At 37.5% G+C, this 21,574-nt stretch carries 19 protein-coding genes and 1 tRNA gene; 3 read left to right on the top strand and 17 right to left on the bottom strand.

Annotated features, from left to right (window positions below; all coding sequences use genetic code 11):
* Positions 1 to 43: 43 nt before the first annotated feature.
* The 16 genes from glnA to KD050_RS18980 form a co-directional block, all read right to left on the bottom strand.
* The gene (gene glnA, locus KD050_RS19055) at positions 44 to 1,378 is read right to left on the bottom strand and encodes a type I glutamate--ammonia ligase (RefSeq protein WP_211893877.1); all 1,335 of its coding nucleotides are present in this window, start codon (positions 1,376 to 1,378) and stop codon (positions 44 to 46) included.
* A gap of 40 nt (positions 1,379 to 1,418) precedes the next feature.
* A complete protein-coding gene (locus tag KD050_RS19050; RefSeq protein ID WP_090561907.1) occupies positions 1,419 to 1,802 on the bottom strand; it encodes a MerR family transcriptional regulator in 384 nt (127 codons plus the stop codon).
* Between the two features lie 136 nt (positions 1,803 to 1,938).
* Complete coding sequence (locus KD050_RS19045) at positions 1,939 to 3,189, bottom strand: methionine gamma-lyase family protein (protein ID WP_211893876.1); 1,251 nt, start codon at positions 3,187 to 3,189, stop codon at positions 1,939 to 1,941.
* Positions 3,190 to 3,266: 77 nt separating this feature from the next.
* Positions 3,267 to 3,566 (bottom strand): rhodanese-like domain-containing protein, encoded by a 300-nt coding sequence (locus KD050_RS19040; RefSeq protein WP_211893875.1) that lies wholly within the window; start codon positions 3,564 to 3,566, stop codon positions 3,267 to 3,269.
* A gap of 73 nt (positions 3,567 to 3,639) precedes the next feature.
* Complete coding sequence (gene hfq / locus KD050_RS19035; protein WP_211893874.1) at positions 3,640 to 3,861, bottom strand: RNA chaperone Hfq; 222 nt, start codon at positions 3,859 to 3,861, stop codon at positions 3,640 to 3,642.
* Between the two features lie 63 nt (positions 3,862 to 3,924).
* Positions 3,925 to 4,845 carry a tRNA (adenosine(37)-N6)-dimethylallyltransferase MiaA gene (gene miaA, locus KD050_RS19030; protein ID WP_211893873.1) on the bottom strand — a complete coding sequence of 307 codons (921 nt, stop codon included), beginning with the start codon at positions 4,843 to 4,845 and terminating at the stop codon, positions 3,925 to 3,927.
* A complete protein-coding gene (locus KD050_RS19025; RefSeq protein WP_211893872.1) occupies positions 4,838 to 5,734 on the bottom strand; it encodes an alpha/beta hydrolase in 897 nt (298 codons plus the stop codon). The genes miaA and KD050_RS19025 overlap by 8 nt, the downstream gene beginning before the upstream one ends.
* 25 nt (positions 5,735 to 5,759) lie before the next feature.
* On the bottom strand, positions 5,760 to 7,406 hold the full coding sequence (locus tag KD050_RS19020; RefSeq protein WP_211893871.1) for a glycerol-3-phosphate dehydrogenase/oxidase: 1,647 nt from the start codon (positions 7,404 to 7,406) through the stop codon (positions 5,760 to 5,762).
* Complete coding sequence (gene glpK, locus KD050_RS19015; RefSeq protein ID WP_211893870.1) at positions 7,407 to 8,918, bottom strand: glycerol kinase GlpK; 1,512 nt, start codon at positions 8,916 to 8,918, stop codon at positions 7,407 to 7,409.
* 11 nt (positions 8,919 to 8,929) lie between these two features.
* Positions 8,930 to 10,738, bottom strand: coding sequence for a DNA mismatch repair endonuclease MutL (mutL, locus tag KD050_RS19010; RefSeq protein WP_211893869.1), 1,809 nt, complete (start codon positions 10,736 to 10,738; stop codon positions 8,930 to 8,932).
* A 21-nt stretch (positions 10,739 to 10,759) separates the two neighbouring features.
* Positions 10,760 to 13,327, bottom strand: coding sequence for a DNA mismatch repair protein MutS (gene mutS, locus KD050_RS19005; RefSeq protein WP_211893868.1), 2,568 nt, complete (start codon positions 13,325 to 13,327; stop codon positions 10,760 to 10,762).
* 385 nt (positions 13,328 to 13,712) lie between these two features.
* Positions 13,713 to 13,850 (bottom strand): YfhE family protein, encoded by a 138-nt coding sequence (locus KD050_RS19000; protein ID WP_211893867.1) that lies wholly within the window; start codon positions 13,848 to 13,850, stop codon positions 13,713 to 13,715.
* Between the two features lie 354 nt (positions 13,851 to 14,204).
* Complete coding sequence (gene cotE / locus KD050_RS18995; RefSeq protein ID WP_211893866.1) at positions 14,205 to 14,768, bottom strand: outer spore coat protein CotE; 564 nt, start codon at positions 14,766 to 14,768, stop codon at positions 14,205 to 14,207.
* A gap of 118 nt (positions 14,769 to 14,886) precedes the next feature.
* On the bottom strand, positions 14,887 to 15,462 hold the full coding sequence (locus KD050_RS18990) for a nucleotidyltransferase family protein (RefSeq protein WP_211893865.1): 576 nt from the start codon (positions 15,460 to 15,462) through the stop codon (positions 14,887 to 14,889).
* A 15-nt stretch (positions 15,463 to 15,477) separates the two neighbouring features.
* Positions 15,478 to 17,100: a hypothetical protein gene (locus KD050_RS18985; RefSeq protein WP_211893864.1), complete on the bottom strand. Its 1,623-nt coding sequence runs from the start codon at positions 17,098 to 17,100 to the stop codon at positions 15,478 to 15,480.
* Positions 17,093 to 17,887, bottom strand: coding sequence for an ABC transporter ATP-binding protein (locus tag KD050_RS18980; RefSeq protein WP_211893863.1), 795 nt, complete (start codon positions 17,885 to 17,887; stop codon positions 17,093 to 17,095). The genes KD050_RS18985 and KD050_RS18980 overlap by 8 nt, the downstream gene beginning before the upstream one ends.
* 186 nt (positions 17,888 to 18,073) lie before the next feature.
* On the opposite strand from KD050_RS18980, the gene KD050_RS18975 reads away from it, so the two are divergent.
* Positions 18,074 to 19,282, top strand: coding sequence for a CynX/NimT family MFS transporter (locus KD050_RS18975; protein WP_211896362.1), 1,209 nt, complete (start codon positions 18,074 to 18,076; stop codon positions 19,280 to 19,282).
* Between the two features lie 44 nt (positions 19,283 to 19,326).
* Here the strand turns inward: KD050_RS18975 and KD050_RS18970 are convergent, their stop codons facing one another.
* The gene (locus tag KD050_RS18970) at positions 19,327 to 20,382 is read right to left on the bottom strand and encodes a nitric oxide synthase oxygenase (RefSeq protein ID WP_211893862.1); all 1,056 of its coding nucleotides are present in this window, start codon (positions 20,380 to 20,382) and stop codon (positions 19,327 to 19,329) included.
* A gap of 344 nt (positions 20,383 to 20,726) precedes the next feature.
* On the opposite strand from KD050_RS18970, the gene KD050_RS18965 reads away from it, so the two are divergent.
* Positions 20,727 to 20,990 carry an excalibur calcium-binding domain-containing protein gene (locus tag KD050_RS18965; RefSeq protein WP_211893861.1) on the top strand — a complete coding sequence of 88 codons (264 nt, stop codon included), beginning with the start codon at positions 20,727 to 20,729 and terminating at the stop codon, positions 20,988 to 20,990.
* Between the two features lie 380 nt (positions 20,991 to 21,370).
* A tRNA-Val gene (locus KD050_RS18960) sits at positions 21,371 to 21,443 on the top strand.
* The last annotated feature ends 131 nt before the right edge of the window (positions 21,444 to 21,574 follow it).

Raw genomic sequence — 21,574 nt, 5'->3', positions numbered from 1 at the left:
AAAAGAAAAAGCGTTGGAAGCTTAGAGCCCCAACGCTTTACTATTAATACATTTTTAGGTATTGCTCACGTTCCCACGGATGTACAGTCGTACGGAACATATCCCATTCAATTTCTTTCGCTTCTACGAAGTTTGCGTAGATATGCTCACCAAGTGCCCCACGAATAATTTCACTCTTACCTAATTCTTGTACGGCAGCATGTAAAGTTGGTGGTAGGTTATGAATGCCGTTTTCGATGCGCTCTTCCTCTGTCATTACGTAAATATTGCGGTCCACTGCTGGTGGTGGTGTTAAGTTATTTTTAATACCATCTAAACCAGCTTGTAGAATTACTGCCATCGCAAGGTATGGATTAGCCGCTGGGTCTACTGAGCGGACTTCAATACGTGTACTTACACCTCTTGAAGAAGGGATACGGATTAACGGACTTCTATTTTGTCCAGACCATGCCACATAACAAGGCGCTTCGTAACCAGGTACTAGGCGTTTATATGAGTTAACTAATGGATTTGTAATTGCTGTAAAGCTTTGTACATGCTTCAACACGCCGGCCATAAATTGCATAGCTGTTTCACTTAATCCAATCTCTGCTGATTCATCATAAAATGCATTGTCTTTCCCTTTAAATAATGAAACATTAAAGTGCATTCCTGAACCATTTACGCCAAATAGTGGTTTCGGCATGAATGTTGCATGTAAGCCGTGCTTACGTGCAATTGTTTTAACAACAAGTTTGAACGTTTGAATATTATCACACGCCGTTACTGCATCAGCATATTTAAAGTCAATTTCATGTTGACCTGGAGCAACCTCATGATGAGATGCTTCAATTTCAAAGCCCATCTCCTCTAGCTCTAGAACGATATCACGACGGCAGTTTTCACCTAAGTCCATTGGCGCTAAGTCAAAGTAACCACCATGGTCGTTCAGTTCAAGTGTTGGCTCTCCTTGTGCATCTAATTTGAATAAGAAAAATTCAGGTTCTGGCCCTAAGTTAAAGCTTGTAAATCCTAATTCTTCCATTTCCTTCAAGATACGTTTTAAGTTATTACGAGGATCTCCTGCAAATGGAGTTCCGTCCGCTTTATTTACATCACAGATTAGACGGGCCACTTTCCCTTTACCCGTAATCCAAGGGAATACTACCCATGTATTTAAATCTGGAACTAAGTACATATCTGATTCTTCAATTCGTACAAATCCTTCGATAGAAGATCCATCGAACATCATTTTGTTTTCGAGAGCTTTATCGAGCTGACTCACTGGAATTTCTACGTTTTTAATCGTACCTAGTATGTCTGTAAACTGAAGACGAATAAAATTCACCTCATGTTCTTGAACGAACTTTTTGATATCCTCTTTTGTATACTTGCTCATTATTTCACTCTCCTAGTTGATTAATGTATATGAACCTCGATTACCTAAAAAATCGAGATAGGTCCCCTTGTCGCAAAGAAGCTCGTTGTTGTCTTTGAGCTAAATGCATTTCTTCTTTTACTATCGCACGTAGTTCTCTGTCCGAAATTACTTGTCGAACCTCTTTCGAAGTTATTGGACTGTTTTTCATTTCAAAGATTTGTTTGATTCCGGCAATATTAACACCTGTTTTCAATAAATCCTTAATCTCCAACAATATATCAATATCATCTAAAGAAAACATGCGCTGTTTACCTTCAGTACGTGCAGGGTGAACCAGTTCTTGCTCTTCATAGTAACGAATTTGCCTTGCAGTCAAACCAGTCAGCTGCATGACAATATTCATCGAAAGTAATGGCATTGAACGTCTCCATTCCTTTTCCATCACTGCACCTCCTAGTAGGTTATATAAACAGTATATGTCATGTTAGTTAACATGTCAACACCATGTAAGGAAAACTGACAATCTTTTTTCAGAAAACTAAAACCATTCCCTATAATTCAGAAATGGCTTCTCTTCACTACTTGTTTAACGTTTGAACTGCTCCTAAAATAGCATATTTTACATGCTCGTATGTTAATCCACCTTGGATAAATGCTGTGTAAGGAGGACGGATTGGTCCATCAGCCGTTAACTCCATACTAGAACCTTGCACAAAAGTACCTGCAGCCATTATGACATCGTCGGCATAACCGGGCATATATGCTGGCTCAGGCATAAATTGTGCATTTACTGGGGAATGCATTTGTATCGCCTTGCAAAACTGAATCATCTGATCCGCTGTTTGGAAAGATACTGATTGTATTAAATCTGTACGCTGCTCCGCATAATGTGGTTCAGTAATCATACCAACTTCCTCCAAAAGTGCAGAAGTGAAGATGGCACCCTTAACTGCCTGAGATACAACATGCGGTGCAAGGAAGAATCCCTGATACATATCCATCAATGCATGTAAAGAAGCACCCGCCTCTGCTCCTATACCCGGAGAAGTCATACGGTAAGCACATTTAGTAACAAATTCTTCTTTGCCAGCAATATAGCCACCAATTTTAGCAAGTCCACCACCAGGGTTTTTGATCAGAGAACCCGCCATTAGATCTACCCCAACATCTGTTGGCTCCAATTCTTCCACAAATTCCCCATAACAATTGTCTACAAAAATAATAGCATCCTCTTTAATGCTTCTAATTTCGATAACCATTTGCTTTATTTGTTCGATTGTAAAGGAAGGACGTACTGCATAACCCTTCGAACGTTGAATAGCAATTACCTTCGTATTGCTTTTCACAGCCCTTTTTACAGAATCCCAGTTTATATCTCCATTTTCCATTAAATCTACATGATTATACGTAATACCGAAGTCAGCAAGGGACCCTGTATCCTCTTCCCCTCCACTTACAATGGATTGCAAAGTGTCATAAGGTTTACCCGTTATATACAGCAATTCATCTTTTGGTCTTAGTACACCGAACAAACTAATAGAAATCGCATGTGTTCCAGAAATAATTTGAGGACGTACAAGCGCTGCCTCCGCCCCCAATGTCGTTGCATACACTTTTTCTAGTGTATCTCGACCTTCATCATCATAGCCATATCCAAATGACGGATGGAAATGGTGATCACTAACTCCATGATTCTTAAAAGCTTGAATTACTTTTTGTTGATTTAAAAAAGCAACTTTTTCTACAAGTTTGTGGTGTCCTGTTATTTTAGTTTCAACCTGCTCCGCAAGATTTAATACTTCTTTCGATAATGTTGTTGTAAATGTCATGTTATACTCTCCTAATTTTAAAATTACAAATAGAAAAGACTAATCTCATAAATGAAATTAGCCCTTAGTCTATTATTTTAGAACTGTAACTCGCCGTCCCAGTCCATCATTCCTCCAGCAATGTTCGTAACGCTATATCCATTTTCCTCTAGAATTTCACAGGCCATTGCACTACGGCCACCTGCTTTACAAACTATGTAATGAGGAACGGATTTGTCGAGTTGATCCATATTGCTCTCGATTTGACCTAATGCGATATGTTTTGCTCCCGGTATAATGCCAGTCGCCACTTCATCACTTTCACGTACATCGATGACACTGATTTCTTCTCCAGCCTCTATTTTTTGTAAAAGCTGTTCCGTTGTAATTACATTCATATTTTACTCTCCGCTTCTGTGATTAGTCTATAAAATCATAATAGCAGCATCTCAATCTGTCAAACAATCCATATTATTCTTCTGTTAGCTTAACTGGTTTAGAAGGAGCAAATGTGGAAATTGCATGCTTGTAGATTAACTGCTGCTTTCCATCTGATTCAAATAAGACTGTAAAATTATCGTAAGACTTTACTAATCCCTTTAGCTGGAAGCCATTCAATAAAAATACTGTTACAAAAATGTCGTTTTTTCTAAGCTGATTTAAATATAAATCTTGAATATTTATAGGTTTCATCCCAATACCCCCATTATACAATTTGCATGTTAAAACATACTACCTTGTTAATATTCGCTTTAATTATTCATTTTCCTGCATAAATTGATTAATTTCTTTTAATATTCTTTCGGTATCAGAAAACGGATTATACCAATGGATGTCCATTTTGTTTCTAAAATACGTTAACTGTCTTTTTGCATACCTTCTCGAGTTTTGCTTTAGTTGTTCAATTGCATCTTCGAGAGAAACATTGCCATCCAAATAGGCATATATTTCTTTATAGCCAATTGCTTGGATAGATTGAACATCTCGAACGCCTTTACTATAGAGTGTTTTTACTTCTTCTAAAAGACCTTTTTCCAACATTATATCTACTCGGTGATTAATGCGATTATATAACTGTTCACGATCTATGGATAGACCAATAATATAATGATTATAGACTTCTTCATTCCCTTGGTTTTGTTCAATATCATTTTTTTGTTTCCCAGTAAGCTCTACTCGTTCTATTGCGCGAATCACACGTTGGACATTATTCGGATGTATTTCCTTTGCAGCCTCTGGATCCAGCAAACGCAATCGTTCAAATAAATTATCAGGAGACATTTTTTCTAATTCCACAAGTCTGTTTTCATCACGATTCGGTTGTTCCGTAAATCTAAAGTCATATAAAACAGATTGAACATAAAGACCAGTTCCGCCAACTATAATCGGAAGTTTACCTTTTAACGTAATTTCTTCAATTTTACCTCGGACGAGCTTTTGATACTCCGCAACAGAAAAGCTCTCATCTGGGTCCTTAATATCTAGTAGGTGATGAGGGATACCTTCCATTTCTTCTTTGGTAATCTTTGCAGTTCCAATATGGAGCTCTCGATAGACCTGCATCGAGTCTCCATTTATAATTTCGCCATTAAATGCTTTAGCCAATTGAATACTTAAAGCTGTTTTTCCAACAGCAGTAGGTCCGACTATAGCAATTACGTTCGTTGTATTATGCATTATCTATCATCCAATTTGCAATTATTTCATATGTTTGAAGCTTATTTACCTCGTTTAGTATTTCGTGCCTCGCACCCTCTACCAAATGTACAGTCACGCTAGTCATTCCAACATTTTTTAAGCCATTTGCTACCTTAAATAAATCCTTACCATCTTTTCCAACAGGATCCTTGGCACCACTAATAACTAAAACGGGTAAATCCTTTTTAATATGATTATTTTCTATTTCTTTGTGGATTATTTTTAATCCATCAAAAAGGTCAATATAGAATCGATTAGTTGGTATGAACCCACATAACGGATCTTCTATATATTTCTGTACTTCTGTTTCATCTGTAGTAAGCCAGTCAAATGATGTCTTTGGATTTTGTATTTGTTTATTGAATCCTCCGAATGCCATGCTGTTCAATAAAGCCCCTTCAGATTTAGGACTTTTTACAACAGATACAAGCTTACCGACTACTTTACCGATATCACCCATAACTCCAGGACTAAAAGTAGTCCCTGAAAGGACAACTTTAGTTAAAGAGTCGCTATACTTTTGCATATATCTGCGAGCAATAAACGACCCCATGCTATGACCGAATAAAATAAGCGGAATATCCCCCAAATCCTCCCGCACATGCAGCAAAACTTCACGAACATCCTCAGCTACACGCTCAAATCCTACCTTATCTGCAAAATATCCATATTGGCCATTTTTTTCAGCAGTTTTACCATGACCACGATGATCGTGACCGGTAACGACAAACCCTTTACTCATTAGAAATATAGCAAAATCATCATAACGACCGATATGCTCTACCATTCCATGTAGAAGGTGGATATGAGCAATTGGGGTTGTATCAGGAGAAAACTTAACGATATGAATAAGATGATCATCTGACATTTTGCCTTCTAAGATAGTTTTCAGCTTAATCCCTACTTTCTTTTAATGTAGCTTCGTTAAAAAGTGTTTCCAGTTGTTTATTAAATCCAAGTGATTCCTCATCTGAGTAATGCAGCAATTGCTTCATAACATTCACTACTTCTTCTTTATACTCGTTAAAATGCTGTATATCAAAATAGAGCATAGCTGTTCTTCTTACTAAAAAGTCAGCAGGAGAATAAGCCATTTCTTCATGCACTGCGTAATAGATTTGAGCGAGTAACGCTAAAGGCAAGTTTGAAGGGATAGTGGAAAGAATTTGTGCATATTGAAATACTTTATCGACATTCGTCCCATACATTTTAGCCAGTTTTCTTCCTTCTATACCGGAAAGTCCATAAGCTCGAGCCATTTGTTCCTTTTGAGTGAGAAATGCCTCCCATTGTTTAGAGCCACCTATATCACCACCGGATAATGTTAAATGCTTCGTTACACATGGTCCGTATTTTTCGTCCCCTAATTGCTTCGAGATTTTATCTACAATTGTTTCAGCCATTTTTCGATACCCGGTAAGTTTACCTCCAGCTATTGTAAATAAACCAGCCTCCGACTGCCAAATCTCATCCTTACGAGAGATTTCCGATGGATCCTTCCCGTCCTCATATATTAATGGACGAACCCCTGCCCAGGTAGACTCGACTTGATTTGCTGTAACATGAACTAAAGGAAACATAGAATGGATTGCATGGATAAGATAATCCACATCTTCCGGAGTGGCTACAGGATGCCGTATATCACCTTCAAAGAACGTATCTGTTGTTCCAACATAAGTTTTACCATCACGTGGGATAGCAAAAACCATTCGCTTATCAGGTGTATCAAAATAGACAGCCTGTTTAAGAGGAAAAACGGATTGGTCTATAACGACATGCACGCCCTTTGTCAGTTTTAATTTTTTTTTGTTCTCAATGGCATCTAAAGCGCGAACTCCATCGACCCATGGACCAGTAGCATTTACTATTTTTTTTGCATGAATGGAAATTCGTTTATTGCTTACTGTATCAACAATCTCTGCACCAATTACCTTATTATAATCGTTATAAATAAAGGAACGTGCTTTAGCGTAGTTTAAGCACACCGCCCCTTTTTCCATTGCTTTTTTTATGACCTCAATCGTTAGTCGGGCATCGTCCGTACGATATTCAACGTAATAGCCTCCACCTAGTAAACCTTTACTTTTTAGGAGAGGCTCCTTTTCAAGTGTCTCCTGGTCAGAAAGCATTAATCTTCTTTCATCTTTCTTAACACCTGCTAAATAGTCATACACCTTTAAACCAGCTGATGTAGTGAGAGGTCCAAATGTACCTTTTTTATGAAACGGCAGTAACATCCATATAGGATCGGTCACATGAACCGCATTTTCATACACAATTTCTCTTTCTTTACCAACATCAGCAACCATTTTCACTTCCAATTGCTTCAAATATCGCAATCCACCGTGCACAAGTTTTGTGGACCGACTGGAAGTTCCAGCTGCAAAATCCTGCATTTCTACCAAGGCAACAGACATACCTCGAGTAACAGCATCAAGTGCGATCCCTGCACCAGTTATACCTCCACCTATCACCAACACGTCGAATTCATAATAATCTAGTGTATTTACTATTTGTTCACGTTCTACAGAAGACTTCAATTATTCCACCTCTTCATCTGAAAGTTTGAAAATACGTGTTGCCTCGACTGCTTTTGTCCAGCCTTTATATAGTTTATCTCTCTTTGCAATATCCATTTTTGGCTCATACTGCCTTTGACTTTCTCGCAAGTTGGATAACTCTTGTTCATCCTTCCAGAAACCGGTAGATAAACCTGCTAGGAAAGCAGCTCCCAAGGCCGTTGTTTCATTAAGCTTTGCAAGTTCGACGGGTAAGCTTAATAAATCACTTTGGAACTGCATAAGAAATTCATTACTTACTGCACCACCATCAACTCTTAATGTCTCTACATCTACTCCAGAATCTTTTTCCATCGTATCAAGCACGTCTTTTGTTTGGTAAGCAAGGGATTCTATCGTTGCACGGATGAAATGCTCTTTAGTTGTTCCCCTTGTTAATCCAAAAATTGACCCTCTCGCTTCAGAATCCCAATAAGGCGTACCCAGTCCGACAAAGGCAGGTACAAAATAGACTCCTTCAGTGGATTCCACCTTTTTTGCATAATCTTCTGACTCAGGTGCACTCTTTAACATGCGAAGCCCATCTCGTAGCCATTGAATCGCAGAGCCAGCAACGAAAATACTTCCCTCTAAAGCATAGGTGACTTTACCGTTTATACCCCATGCAATAGTTGTTAATAAACCAGACGGTGAAGTAACTGCTTCTTCTCCAGTATTTAAGAGCATAAAACACCCAGTACCATACGTATTTTTAGCCATACCTTTCTCAAAACAGCATTGCCCAAAAAGTGCAGCCTGTTGGTCCCCAGCCGCTCCTGCAATATCTATTTCTTTACCAAAGAAAACAGATGGATCGGTCTGTGCGTACACTTCAGATGATGAAGCTACTTTGGGAAGCATTTCCATAGGGATAGAAAGCTTCTCACAAATCTCTGCATCCCACTTTTGATCATATATATTGTAAAGCATCGTCCTAGATGCATTGGAATAATCAGTAACATGGGCTTTTCCATTTGAAAGCTTCCAAATTAGCCATGTATCTATCGTCCCAAAAAGTAGATCACCCGCTTCTGCCTGCTCTCTTGCACCATCAACATTATCTAATATCCATTTGACCTTTGTTGCAGAAAAATACGGGTCCAATTTCAAGCCTGTCTTCTCTTGGAAAAACGATTCGAGATTAGCTTTTTTAAGTTCTTCAATTATGGATTGTGTTTGTCTGGATTGCCAAACAATCGCATTATAAACAGGTTTCCCTGTATGTTTGTTCCACACGACTGTTGTCTCACGTTGGTTTGTAATTCCAATTGCATGAACATCCTCTGGTTGGTTACCACTTTCCGTCAGAACAGCGGCCAACACGGATAATACGGATCCCCAAATTTCTTTCGCATCATGCTCAACCCATCCTGATTTAGGAAAATATTGTTTAAATTCTCGTTGAGCAGAGTGAACAATATTGCCGAGCTTATCAAAAAGTATTGCTCTGGAGCTTGTCGTTCCTTGGTCGATCGATAATACAAATTTCCCCATTTAGCTTCCTCCTACATAACTCGTTTGAACATTTTCTCAATCTCATACGTCGAAAAATGTACGATTACTGGTCTACCGTGCGGACAGGTCAATGGATGCTGTGCATTTTTTAAGCTTTCTAACAGTTGCTCCATATCCTTTATCGTTAAAAAATGATTTGCTTTTATGGACAACTTACAGCTCATCATAATAGCTGCATCTTCTCTAAGTTTTTTAATATCTGTTTTACGGTTATTCAACACCTGTTCGATTAGGCCTTCAATAATCTTCGTCTCCTGCCCCTTAGGAAACCATGTAGGATAATCTCTAACAACAAAGCTAGAAGAACCAAACTCTTCTAAAAATATTCCCACATCATGTAATTCATTCAATGATTCTTTAATACGGTATGCCTCATCTAAAGAATAGTGAAAAGTTAGTGGCAGTAAAAGTGATTGTCGCTCATTTGCATTTACTTCCCCTATCTTCTCCTTGTAAAACTCATATTTTACTCGTTCCTGCGCAGCATGCTGGTCTATCAAGTAAAATCCATCATCACTTTGAGCAACAATGTAAGTACCATGGATTTGACCTACTACATGTAAATCAGGAAATGGCTTCTTATCCACCACATTTTCGATCGGTTGTATCTCGAAATCTGTCAACGGCTCTTGTTCTTCATATACGACACTAGGCTGTTCTTCAGCTGGATTTTCAGTTCGTTCGGATGTCACACCACCATCAACTGGAGTAAATGGATCTTTTTTTGTTGGCTCATATGTTTGTTTGAAAAAGTCAAATTGCACACTTGGCTGCTTTTTCACAACTGGCTTTTCGATAATCTCTGGTGGCCTTTGCACACGATGCATGATCGAACGAATTGTTAAACGAACCATTTCCATAAGCTCTTTTTCCTTACTTAGTCTAATTTGATGCTTAGCAGGATGAACATTAACGTCCGTCAGTATCGGATCCATATCGATGTTTAAGACGACAATCGGATATCTTCCTATCGGCAACAATGTATGGTAGCTATCTACTATAGCGTTATTTATACCATAGTGTTTAACCCAGCGCCCGTTCACTAGAACCGTTATATAGTTTTTAGAGGCTCTTGTTATTTCTGGTAGTGTTGCAAAGCCCGAAATACGAAAATCAGATGATTCCTTGTCAAATGAAACCATTTTTTTCACGTTAGAGATTCCATAAATCGAAGCTAAAACCTGTTTCAATTCTCCTCTTCCGCTCGTCTGCACGATAGTTTGTTGATTATGTGTAAGTTTAAAAGCAATCCCCGGAAAACTAATTGCCAAGCGGTTGATCAAGTCAATAGAGTGCCCTAACTCCGTTTGGATTGTTTTCAAATATTTTAAGCGAGCTGGAGTATTGTAAAATAGCTGACTCACGACAATATCTGTTCCTCTACGAATAGGAGCAGGAGTATTCGATAATACCTTTCCACCTTCTAACACTACTTTTGTACCAATATTTTCACCATTTGATGTCCATAAACTAATTTTGGACACAGAGGCAATACTAGCAAGCGCCTCCCCGCGAAAACCTAATGAACGGATTCTGAAAAGGTCATGCTCAGTAGTGATTTTAGAGGTCGCATGTCTAGAGAAAGATTTTACCGCATCATCCTCATCCATCCCTTTTCCGTTATCGGTCACTTGGATTTTAGTCAGTCCTGCTTCTTCCAGTGTAATTTCAATAGAAGTACTTTCTGCATCTATTGCATTTTCAACCAATTCTTTCACAACAGAAGCTGGTCGTTCCACTACTTCACCAGCCGCAATTTTGTTGGACAGCAGTTCGTTCATTAAAATGATTTGTCCCATTTTTATTCACCTACTTTTTGGTTATTCGAGCTCATTTTGTAGCTCGTACAATAGTTGTAATGCTTCTAAAGGAGTTGTACCTGATATATTGATTTTCTTCAATTTTTTCATTATCTTATCGGACGATTTATTTTCTTGGACAACAATTGTTTCTTTACTTACCTTTGGTTGCTCATCAAAGAAGGATAACTGTGTTTCACTTACGTTTACAACACTTTCTTTCTTTTCCTCCTGATGTTCGAAGGTCTCTAAAATTTCACGTGCCCTGGAAATAATTTGTTCAGGCAGCTGCGCTAGCTCTGCCACGTGAATACCGTAGCTTTTATCCGCTGGACCATCTTTGAGCTTGTGTAAAAAGACAACTTTCCCATCTTTTTCAGTTGCTGAAACATGGACATTTCGAAGCTTCGGTAGCAATTCCTCTAAATCTGTCAGTTCATGATAATGAGTAGAGAATAGCGTATTTGCACCGATGTTTTCATGAATATATTCCATCATTGCCTGAGCTAAGCTCATGCCATCATAGGTGGAAGTACCGCGCCCAATTTCATCAAATAAAAGCAAGCTCTTACTTGTCGCATTCATAATGGCATGCTGTGATTCCATCATTTCAATCATGAAAGTACTTTGCCCACCTGCTAAATCATCTGCTGCTCCAATGCGAGTAAATATTTTATCGACAATTGGTAGCTTCGCAGATTCAGCAGGTACATAGCAGCCAATTTGAGCCATCACAGTCGTAATCGCTATTTGTCGCATAAAAGTACTTTTCCCTGACATATTTGGCCCAGTGATCAAGAGCATATTAATATCTTCCGTAAGTACACAGTCATTTGGTACATATAGCTGATTGTTCATCATTTTTTCAACAACCGGATGTCTTCCCTCTTTAATAATCATTGCATTGGACTCATGGAAAACAGGTTTCGTTAAACGATGGTTCTCTGCTACTTGAGCAAATGAGATAAAGACATCTAGTTCACTTATTTGTTTCGCTAATTTTTGAACGAGCGGAATATATGCTTTAATTTCTTCTCTAACTTGCGTAAATAATTCATATTCCAAAACTAGACTTTCATCTTCTGCAGATAAAATAAGGGATTCCTTTTCTTTAAGTTCATCCGTAATATACCGTTCTGCGTTCGCAAGCGTTTGTTTACGCACATATCTAGACTCATCTGCTAGATGGATATTGGATTTTGTTAGCTCGATATAGTAGCCAAAGATTCGGTTATATCCTATTTTCAGGTTTTTGGCACCTGTAATTTCTCTTTCCTTTTGCTCAAGCTCTGCAATCCACTTTTTACCGTTAACTGAAGCATCACGAAGTTGGTCCAGTCGTTCGTTGAATCCGTTGTTAATCACTCCACCATCTTTAACGGAAATCGGAGGATTCTCACTAATTGCTTCTTGTAACTTTCTCCAAATATCTTCACAATCCTCTAATGCAGTCCCAAGTTTTTGCAGTACTTGATCTTCCGATTCAACGAGTAGCTGTTGAATAATTGGAACCTTAGAAAGGGATTGTCTTAACTGGGCAAGGTCTCTCCCTCCAGCACTACCAAAACCAATTCTACCTACAAGTCGTTCTAGGTCATATACTTCCTTAAAAGCTTCTTTAATTTCTTCACGAAGCATAAAGTCATTTAGAAAACTCGTTACTATTTCTTGACGTGCTTCGATCGATTGTTTGTTAGCAAGCGGCTGATGAATCCATTGCTTCAGCTTACGTCCGCCCATTGCTGTCACTGTTTCATCCAATAACCATAATAACGTCCCTTTTTGGTCGCCACTTCGAATTGATGAAATAAGCTCTAAATTTCGTTTTGAATGATAGTCCATTGCTAAAAAGGATTCTCTCTGTTGAAAAGTGAAAGGCTGAATATGTAAAAGAGATTGTTTTTGCGTTTTTTGAATGTATTGTAATAATCGTTTCACCGTTTGATGCGTTTGATCGGGATGGTTCGGAACGTATTTATGAATCTCTTCATCTGATAACTCATCTTTTTCAATCGAAACCGTAAAATCATGAATGGCAGATAAATCATTGATCAACACATACATTTGTTCGCATACGATTAATTCTTTTGCCTGAATCGCAAGCAACTCTTGTACTACCTCTTTTTCATCGCCAGTAAGAACGGTCGTAAAGCCGTCTCCCGTTGATACATCTAAATAAGCAAAAGCGACTTCATTTGTGGCAAGCAAATCAGCGGAAGCAATAAAATAGTTAGACTTCGTTTGCATGGCTTTTCCTTCTATAATAGTCCCCGGTGTGACAAGACGAACAACCTCTCTTTTTACCACACCTTTCGCATGTTTTGGATCTTCCACTTGTTCGCAAATAGCTACTTTATAGCCCTTACTAATAAGTGTTTCGACGTATCCTTGGGCAGAATGATGGGGCACGCCACACATCGGAATATTGTCCTTCCTACTAGTAAGCGTAATTTCTAAAATCGCAGCAGCTTTAATAGCATCATCATGAAATAATTCATAAAAATCACCTAAACGAAAAAATAAAAACGCATCTATGTAGTCTTCTTTAATTTTTAAGTATTGTTGCATCATTGGTGTTTGTGTAGTCATTTAAATCCTTCTCTCTTCTTCACTAATATAATGATTATACCAAAAAACCAATGAAGCTGATAAAGTGAAACTTCAATCAGTGAGGGTTTTCTTCATTCTTCACCGATAAAATAGAACTGAGGCAAAAAAAGACGCTTCCTATGGCAATGCCTGAGTGACCAACATCCTGTTAACCTGTGGCTCGCCGGAAGAGAGTTACATAGACGTAGACACACGACCTAGAATTTTTGTTTATGTTCCATATAGTGCTTTTACGGGCAGTTGTCTCACACTTATGATTTGATATTTTGGCCAGAATTACTGCCCATTAATGCAGGAAAACGAATAGATGCCCCAATAAAATGAACCCCGAATAAGAGTCATAATTCGGGGTTCATTATTTCGATTACTTTTTAATAGGATTTTTCTTAAACGTCTCTTTGTCTGCCCGTTTGAATTCTTTTGGATATATAACCTCTTGCATCGAAGTCAATTCATTATCTTTCATCGTGAATTGCTCATGTGGTTGTTTACGATCCTTCATAGCGAACACTCCTTTCGTTTTTAATCTTTAGTAGGTTTTCCTTTGTAACGATAGATATCCATTTGTTATATAAAAGAATCAATTTCATAGAAGCATATTAAATAGTGAAATCGGATTAACGTTGATTTCCGCTGTAGGCGTGCGCTTTCAGGTCGCGCTGTTCCCGCTGAAGTCGCCGCCTCACGATTCAATCTACAAGATCGACTACTAAAAAAACGATTAAAAATTGTGTTATCACTTAAACATTCTTATTTTTAATGGAAACAACTGATTATGAAAATAATTTAATAAATATAACCATTTTTAAATTGTTTTAATGCCAATAAAAAAAAGCCGGAAATAGTAGCCGGCTTGTTAAAGTGACGAGGAATCTTCTGTACTTTTGGAGGAACCTGCGGATCCAGAGGAGCTTGAAGAACTAGATGACGAGCTAGAGGAGCTTTCTTCACCATATGCCCATTCTTCTTCAAATTCTGCTTCATGTACTTGAATGCATATAGTTGTTTCACCTACAACTTCAACTAGTATCTCTCTTTCTACTGTTACTTGGAACTGTGTACCTCCCGAAATTATAATTGCCTCTGTACAATTTGGTTGCTGCAGCACACGTACATGTACTTCTTCTCCGGTAGAGTCTTTATCGCGGTAATGTAGTTTGATACGATCCTTATAATTGATCGTTTCTGTAAATACGGACGTTTTGGAATGATCATGATGTGCATACCAAACGTTTATATCAAATTTCCCAGTTACTTCAACATATCTTCCGTGTTTTTTAGACGAACATGTGTGATTAATAACCCAGCATCCTAAAATACTTGAAGGTGTATTTGGTGGACGAAGCACTTCACAGGATTCCGTTCTCTTTTTACCTTTAGCAACAACAGCTTTCGTCACAATATGGCGCATGTGTTTCATTTTTTTCCTCCTTGTAATCAAGTCATAACATCATATGCGCCCATCGCCCATTCGGTTCATCTAGTTGCGAAAGTTGTATAGACATAAAGGAAAGAAATAATAACTTATACGTTTTTTGTCACATGAGACGGCTAACTATTCTTACATTTGGCCAGATAGTTAGCCAGTTTTTGTTTTGTATTCGTTGTTCGTAAACTTCTAGTAGATCTTTATTTGTTGCAAAACGAGGGACTGGATTCACGCTCATCTGCAGGATGTCGGCTATTCCATGAGGTGCTACGAGTACAACTTCATTTTGCTCATCCAATTTAACCCCTATAGCAGTCACCGTTTCTGGAAAATTGGCTATTCCATCCACGGAAGAGATATAAGGTGGCAGGCTGTTTATCTTATGCATTCTAGCCTGGTTTTTTACAGACCACGGGATATTAGGCAGCAAGCACTGTAGCTGATCCTCCCACTTTTTCTCCTCCGACTCTTCCTTATTGTTAGAATCAAAATAAATCACATCGATATCCGCTAAAGGAGTTCTTTCTATATATCCATGTAAAGTATCCCAAATCTTAGAGCGGACAAACCCAGCGCATATCCACCAGTCTGGCAGTTCTAATTGATGAGCTACTTTTAATATATCCATCATCCATTTATCTTCTTGTATTAAAGATTTTATATCTTCTCTTGTTTGTAAAACCACTTACCCCACTCCTCATTAACCTCTCGAGAACATTAATTTCCAACCTATGAAATTACTGAATAACAGTATAACGGCATACACCGGCAAACCATAAGGAATTATTAAAATCACAGAATGTATAGCTGCCATTATTCCTACTATTAACATACTACCGAATACTTTAAAAAACGCATTAGTTTGTGTATGCTCATGAGAGCTAATAAATGGGAATTTACCCTTATTAAAAATTCCATAAGATACTACTGTTAACATAATTGCAGCTAGTAGGACGACGACTAAGTCCAGAAAAATTCGGAAAGAAAATATCCATAAAAATATTACACCTAGCATAGTTAAAATAGGTATGAAATAATTCATAATGCTAGCCTTTAAAGTCGCACTATATACAATCGACTTATTTTTAATAGGCGCAGCGTAGAAGATCCATTGCCCTTTATAGTTACCAGAGTATTCCAGCATTTGAACAACAGATGGAATCATAATTAGAGCAAAATATATGACCATAAAAGAATTTCCACTTCTCATTTCCTCAAAAGAACCAGTGCTTAACGTATTAAATAAAAAGATAAAAGGAAAAATAATAGCAAATCCAAGTATGGGAAATATTTTAAGCTTTAATTCCCTTTCTTCTTTTAACATAAGGGATGCAAACTTGTAAAAGGTGCGCTCCTCTTTATTTCTACATAAGGTTCTTGCCCAAACTCCCTGTAGCATGCGGTTTCTCTTTTTCGTTCTGTTAGTATCACTTTGTAATTTAGATAGATTTCGCTCAAAGGTTGGCATAAGACGAATATAAATCGCAATAGCAATAATTGGAGCTAGAACAGCGAGCACGGATAGTATAATAATATGCAAGGAGTAATCTCTATTTAATATCAATTCAAAAGGAGCTGCAAACCAAAAAGATGGCAGTAACGTATGCCACCAAGCAAAGGTATACGAAATTTCAATGTTAACTATTTGAAACACGCGCCCAACTAATTGATAACTTACCGCCATTCCAATTGCTAAGAAAATTTGTACATAGTTAATAATATCCTTTAGCATTTCACCACTAAAAAAACGTAGAATGAACAAATAAACAAAGGCAGTCAACACCACAGCCAAACTACTAATTAATATTATTTCTATTAAAAACAAGAGCGCAAAGATAATACCAAACTTAAAAATACTTACAACGAGAGGAATAACTACAAACGAACCGGTTAATAAAAACATATAAATCATAATATGAGTAATCTTCGCGGCATTTAAAGTCTTTTCACTAATAGGTTTCGAGTGAAGTATATTTTTATCCCGTATATCTAGCAGAACAGCAGAAAAATCAGAAACCATTGATGTCATTAAAATGACAAATAAAGAGCTAAACATAATAGTAAGAGAGAATAGAAACTCATTACCTAAAAATAGAAAAGGAACTAAAAAGAGAATTCCAAATAACGCGTACATCCATAAGGATTTAAGAAACTGGTTCCCTTCTTTTTTTACATTTGAACCACTAAAGATTGCTGGCATCCTTCTGCTATCCATCGTCAGCTTCAGCTGTAAAATCTTTCGCATCACATCATAGTCTATATTCAATTTTTGAAAAAACGGTCTAAAACGATCTAAAACTCTAAGTGCAGCAAAATCATTCATAGTCTTTGCCTCCATGAACTACATTCACAAATCTCTCCGCAATTTCCTCATGCTCAGTAAAACCAGTCAACTGATTAAAGATGTCTTCTAATGATCCTTCCTGGTTTTGCATTTTCAGTTCTTCAAAAGTTCCATCTGCCACTACCTGACCATTTACTAATAATACAATTCGGTTACTAATTTTCTCAACGACATCCATAATATGAGAAGAATAAAAAATGGTCTTTCCCTGCTCAGCAAGCTTTGCAAGTATTTCTTTAATAACCATTACACTGTTCGCATCTAAACCACTAAGCGGTTCATCGAAAAACAGTAAATCCGGGTCATGTAACAAACTCGAAATGATTAATACCTTCTGCTTCATCCCTTTTGAAAAAGAGGAAATTCGTTGATGAAATACAGCTTCTAAACCAAATTCCTTCATCAATTCGAATGCCTTTTTCTCTGCAACCTTACTACTCAATCCATAAAGCTCCCCTGTGAAGGAAAGATATTCGAAGGCGGTTAGATTTTCATAAAGCTCCGCCGTCTCTGGCACATAGCCAATTCGTTTTTTATAGGAATAATCACCTTTAATAATATTTTTCCCAAAAATTTCTATAAGCCCCGTATAACCATCTATAAGACCAAGCATCAACTTTACAGTTGTACTTTTCCCTGCTCCATTTGGCCCAATATAGCCAATAATTTGACCTTCATATACATCTAGATTGATACCATTCAGCACTTGTTTATTTCCAAAGTTTTTAGATACACCCACTAATGACAATACTTTCTTTGCAGTCATTTGAATCCCCCTATGTATAAATCATTCTCGTTTTGTAAATATTTACATATCTATTTTATCATACCAATACTCTTAATATTCCAATATTTTATTATAGAAATATCTTTTTACGTCTAACTATTGAACTTAGAGGATAAAGAGTGTAGCATTTTCTAAAGTTGGACTACATAATCTCGTAAGGAGAGAATTCATTTGTTAACTAATAAAGAAACAAATAAAAAAACAATTGCTTTACTAATAATTGGGATAATTTTCATATCCACTACACTACGAGCACCACTTACCGCCGTAGGACCAATTATTTCTTACATACGAGATGGATTAGACATTTCGAATGTATTAGCAGGATTTATCACAACGATTCCACTTTTAGCATTTGCAATTATCTCCCCTTTTGCCCCAAAGATTGCACGACGCTTTGGGATGGAAATAACACTATTTCTGGCTATTTTATTATTGGCGGTCGGTATTATTATTCGCTCGCTCGGAACACCATTTTTCTTACTATTAGGTACTGCTTTAATAGGAGTTGCGATTGCTTTTGGTAATGTATTACTCCCAAGTTTCATTAAGTCGAAATTTCCTTTACAGCTTGGTCTCATGACTGGAGTATTTACCGTGTCCATGAACTTATCAGCTGGTATTGGTGCAGGTATTAGCTATCCAATAGCAGATGGGACTTCTTATGGCTGGCAAGGTGCACTCGGTTTTTGGGCAATTCTCGCGATAATAGCGTGTATCATTTGGTTACCACAGATCAAGCAAAAACAAATAGTTGTAGCGAGCCCTTCAACTAATGTGGAAAAAGCTAAATCTATTTTAAAATCGCCTTTAACTTGGACCATCACTTTATGTATGGGTCTACAATCGCTCATTTTTTATACAACTGCAGCATGGATTCCTGAAATTCTTCAAACACAAGGGATGGATGCAGAAAAATCTGGTTGGATGCTTTCCATTATGCAATTTGCGCAGCTTCCAATGACGTTCCTTATCCCAATTCTTGCAGGTCGACTTAAGGATCAGCGAATACTTGTTGCGTTATTTACGGTTTTCTATTTAATTGGTTTCACTGGATTATTGTTCGGAGATATTTCACTTGCACTAGTTTGGATGATTACACTTGGTTTAGGTGGAGGGGCATCTTTTGGTCTTGTCATGATGTTCTTCTCCCTTCGTTCTCGAACACCAATGGAGGCGGCTGATTTATCAGGTGTTGCTCAGTCAATTGGGTATTTACTCGCAGCAGTTGGTCCAGTATTCTTTGGATTTATCCATGATGAAACAGACAGCTGGTATACACCAATGATTTTATTTTTGGTTACAGTAGTTCTCCTTTTCTTTGCTGGAATGCATGCAGGAAGAGCTCGATATGTTTCGGAGGAAGTCCAATAAAAATTTATGATTTAAAAAAAGAAGCATGAAATCATGCTTCTTTTTTAATACGGTAATGGTTGATAAGAATAATTGGGGGTTACTTTTTCATTGTTATACGGCTTGTGAAAAACATGTGTAGTTGCTGGTGACATTGGTGGGATAAGCCATGCCCAATTACCAGTGACGTCTCTTCCTGCATCCTTTTCAATTTCTTCAAACTTCTTAAACTGTTGCGCTGCAGTATGATGATCTACAATACTGACACCGTCTTTTTTATACGAATACAATACAGCTGCATTTAGCTCCACTAGAGCACGGTCTTTCCAAAGAGAAGCATTAGATTTCGTATTTAAACCCATACGTTTCGCAACTGCTGGAAGCATATTGTAACGATATTCATCCGCCAGATTGCGTGCCCCAATTTCCGTACCCATATACCAACCATTAAACGGAGCGGCTGCGTAAGTGATTCCTCCAATTTCTAATTTCATACTTGAAATCATCGGAACAGCATACCATTTCAATTGTAGATCCTCAAACCAGTCATATTCGGGGTGACGAATCGGGACATTCAAAATATATTGCTCTGGAATATCGAATAATTTCGGAGGATGATCCTTTACTTGAATGACGAGGGGCAGCACATCAAAATTGGTTCTCTTCCCTTTCCATCCAAGATCCTCGCATATTTTCGTAAAATCAATAGAATCGGAATCTCCAATAATCCAATCTTCAGTTTCATAGCCCGCATATCTGATTAGCTGATGATTCCAAATTCGTACATCTTTTTGTGAAAATATTGTAATTGTCGGCCTAATCCGACCTTCATTTGTCGCAAACTGCATATGCTCTAGTAGCGCTTCAAATATAGCGCCCTCAGTATGTAAATCTCGTTTATCAAAAACAGTAAGGCTTTGCCAAAATAAACGCCCGATGCATTTATTGCTATTACGCCATGCCACTTTAGCACCAAACTCCAATTCCTCGGTAGTATGTTCGTAGACACCTTCTGTATTGATCTGATTTTCTATTTCTCTTAATCGCGTGTACATGTCTTGTTCAGCTTTACCAGTTTCCATATAAAAAAGACGAATAAAATCCTGTGCTTCCAATAACATAATCGTAGCACCTCCCCTATCTCTCCATCTTAGTAGAATTGAGAGGACACAGACAAGTACCAGAACTAAGATAGTTGTGAGGAATTTATGACAGAAAAAATTTCCGCAATAGAACAATCGCTATATACGCATTTGTCTTTGTTATGTTAAAATTTAGGTAACATTGAATATTTTGGTTTTACCACCTAGACATTTACAACATTGCTTGAAATTAAAGGAGCCTTTTAGAATAGGCAGTATGAGATGTAGTTATCTATGTCTCTTTTTTGCAAGTTTTGGTAGTAGTTTTTACACAAGTCTATAGACATAGTTAATTACAAATAAAATTTTTAGGAGGATTTATCATGAGAAGAATTTCTGTACTTTTACTTTCAGCAACACTAGTTTTTGGAGTTTCTACGATTTCACCAACAGTGACAGATGCTGCAGCAAAGTCTTTCAAGAATTGCACAGAGTTAAATAAAACATATCAAGGTGGAGTCGCTAAGGCTGCAAATATTAAAAATAAAGGTGGAAAAACAAAATATACTCCATTTGTATCAAAGGAAATTTATGATGCTAACATTAAAAGCGATCGTGATAAAGACGGCATTGCATGTGAGAAATAGTCGGAATCTATTTTTATAAAAATAGTTTTAAGATGTGAAATACAATAATAATGAATTATCTAAACCCCATTTATTTTCTAAGTTACCTTTACAATAACCTTGAAAGGCCTTAGCTAATCAAGGTTATTATTTTTTTACATTTATGGGTAACTAAAACTACTAACAAATCACCAAAGACGATAACAATTTTTTTCTTTTTACTTTCTCACACCCTCTTCAAAAGTTACTACTTCGATTCCCCTTTTTGTAATGCTGTTTTGCCTCTGTTTTATGAGTTATCTGATATAGCTGTACTTTTAGTTATATACTAATACACTTCTTTATAGTATATTTATTATTATGAACATTAGTGCACCGAGTGCTTATGTTTTCCTTAAATCGGTCTTGTAGCTCAGTTGGGAGAGCACCACCTCGACAAGGTGGGGGTCGCTGGTTCGAGACCAGTCGGGACCATCATGGTAGTTAAAACCCCGTCACGTAAGCGTTTAATCAACGATGCGTGTTCGGGGTTTTATTCGTTTTTATGCGAAAGGTGTACGCCTACCCTCTACCCCGTAAATGCTACGTAACTGGAGGCGTTTATA

Origin of the sequence: Psychrobacillus sp. INOP01, from assembly GCF_018140925.1 — a bacterium.
GTDB lineage: Bacteria > Bacillota > Bacilli > Bacillales_A > Planococcaceae > Psychrobacillus.
The sequence above is the reverse complement of the archived record's forward strand: the minus strand, read 5'-3'. Positions and strand labels throughout refer to the sequence as shown.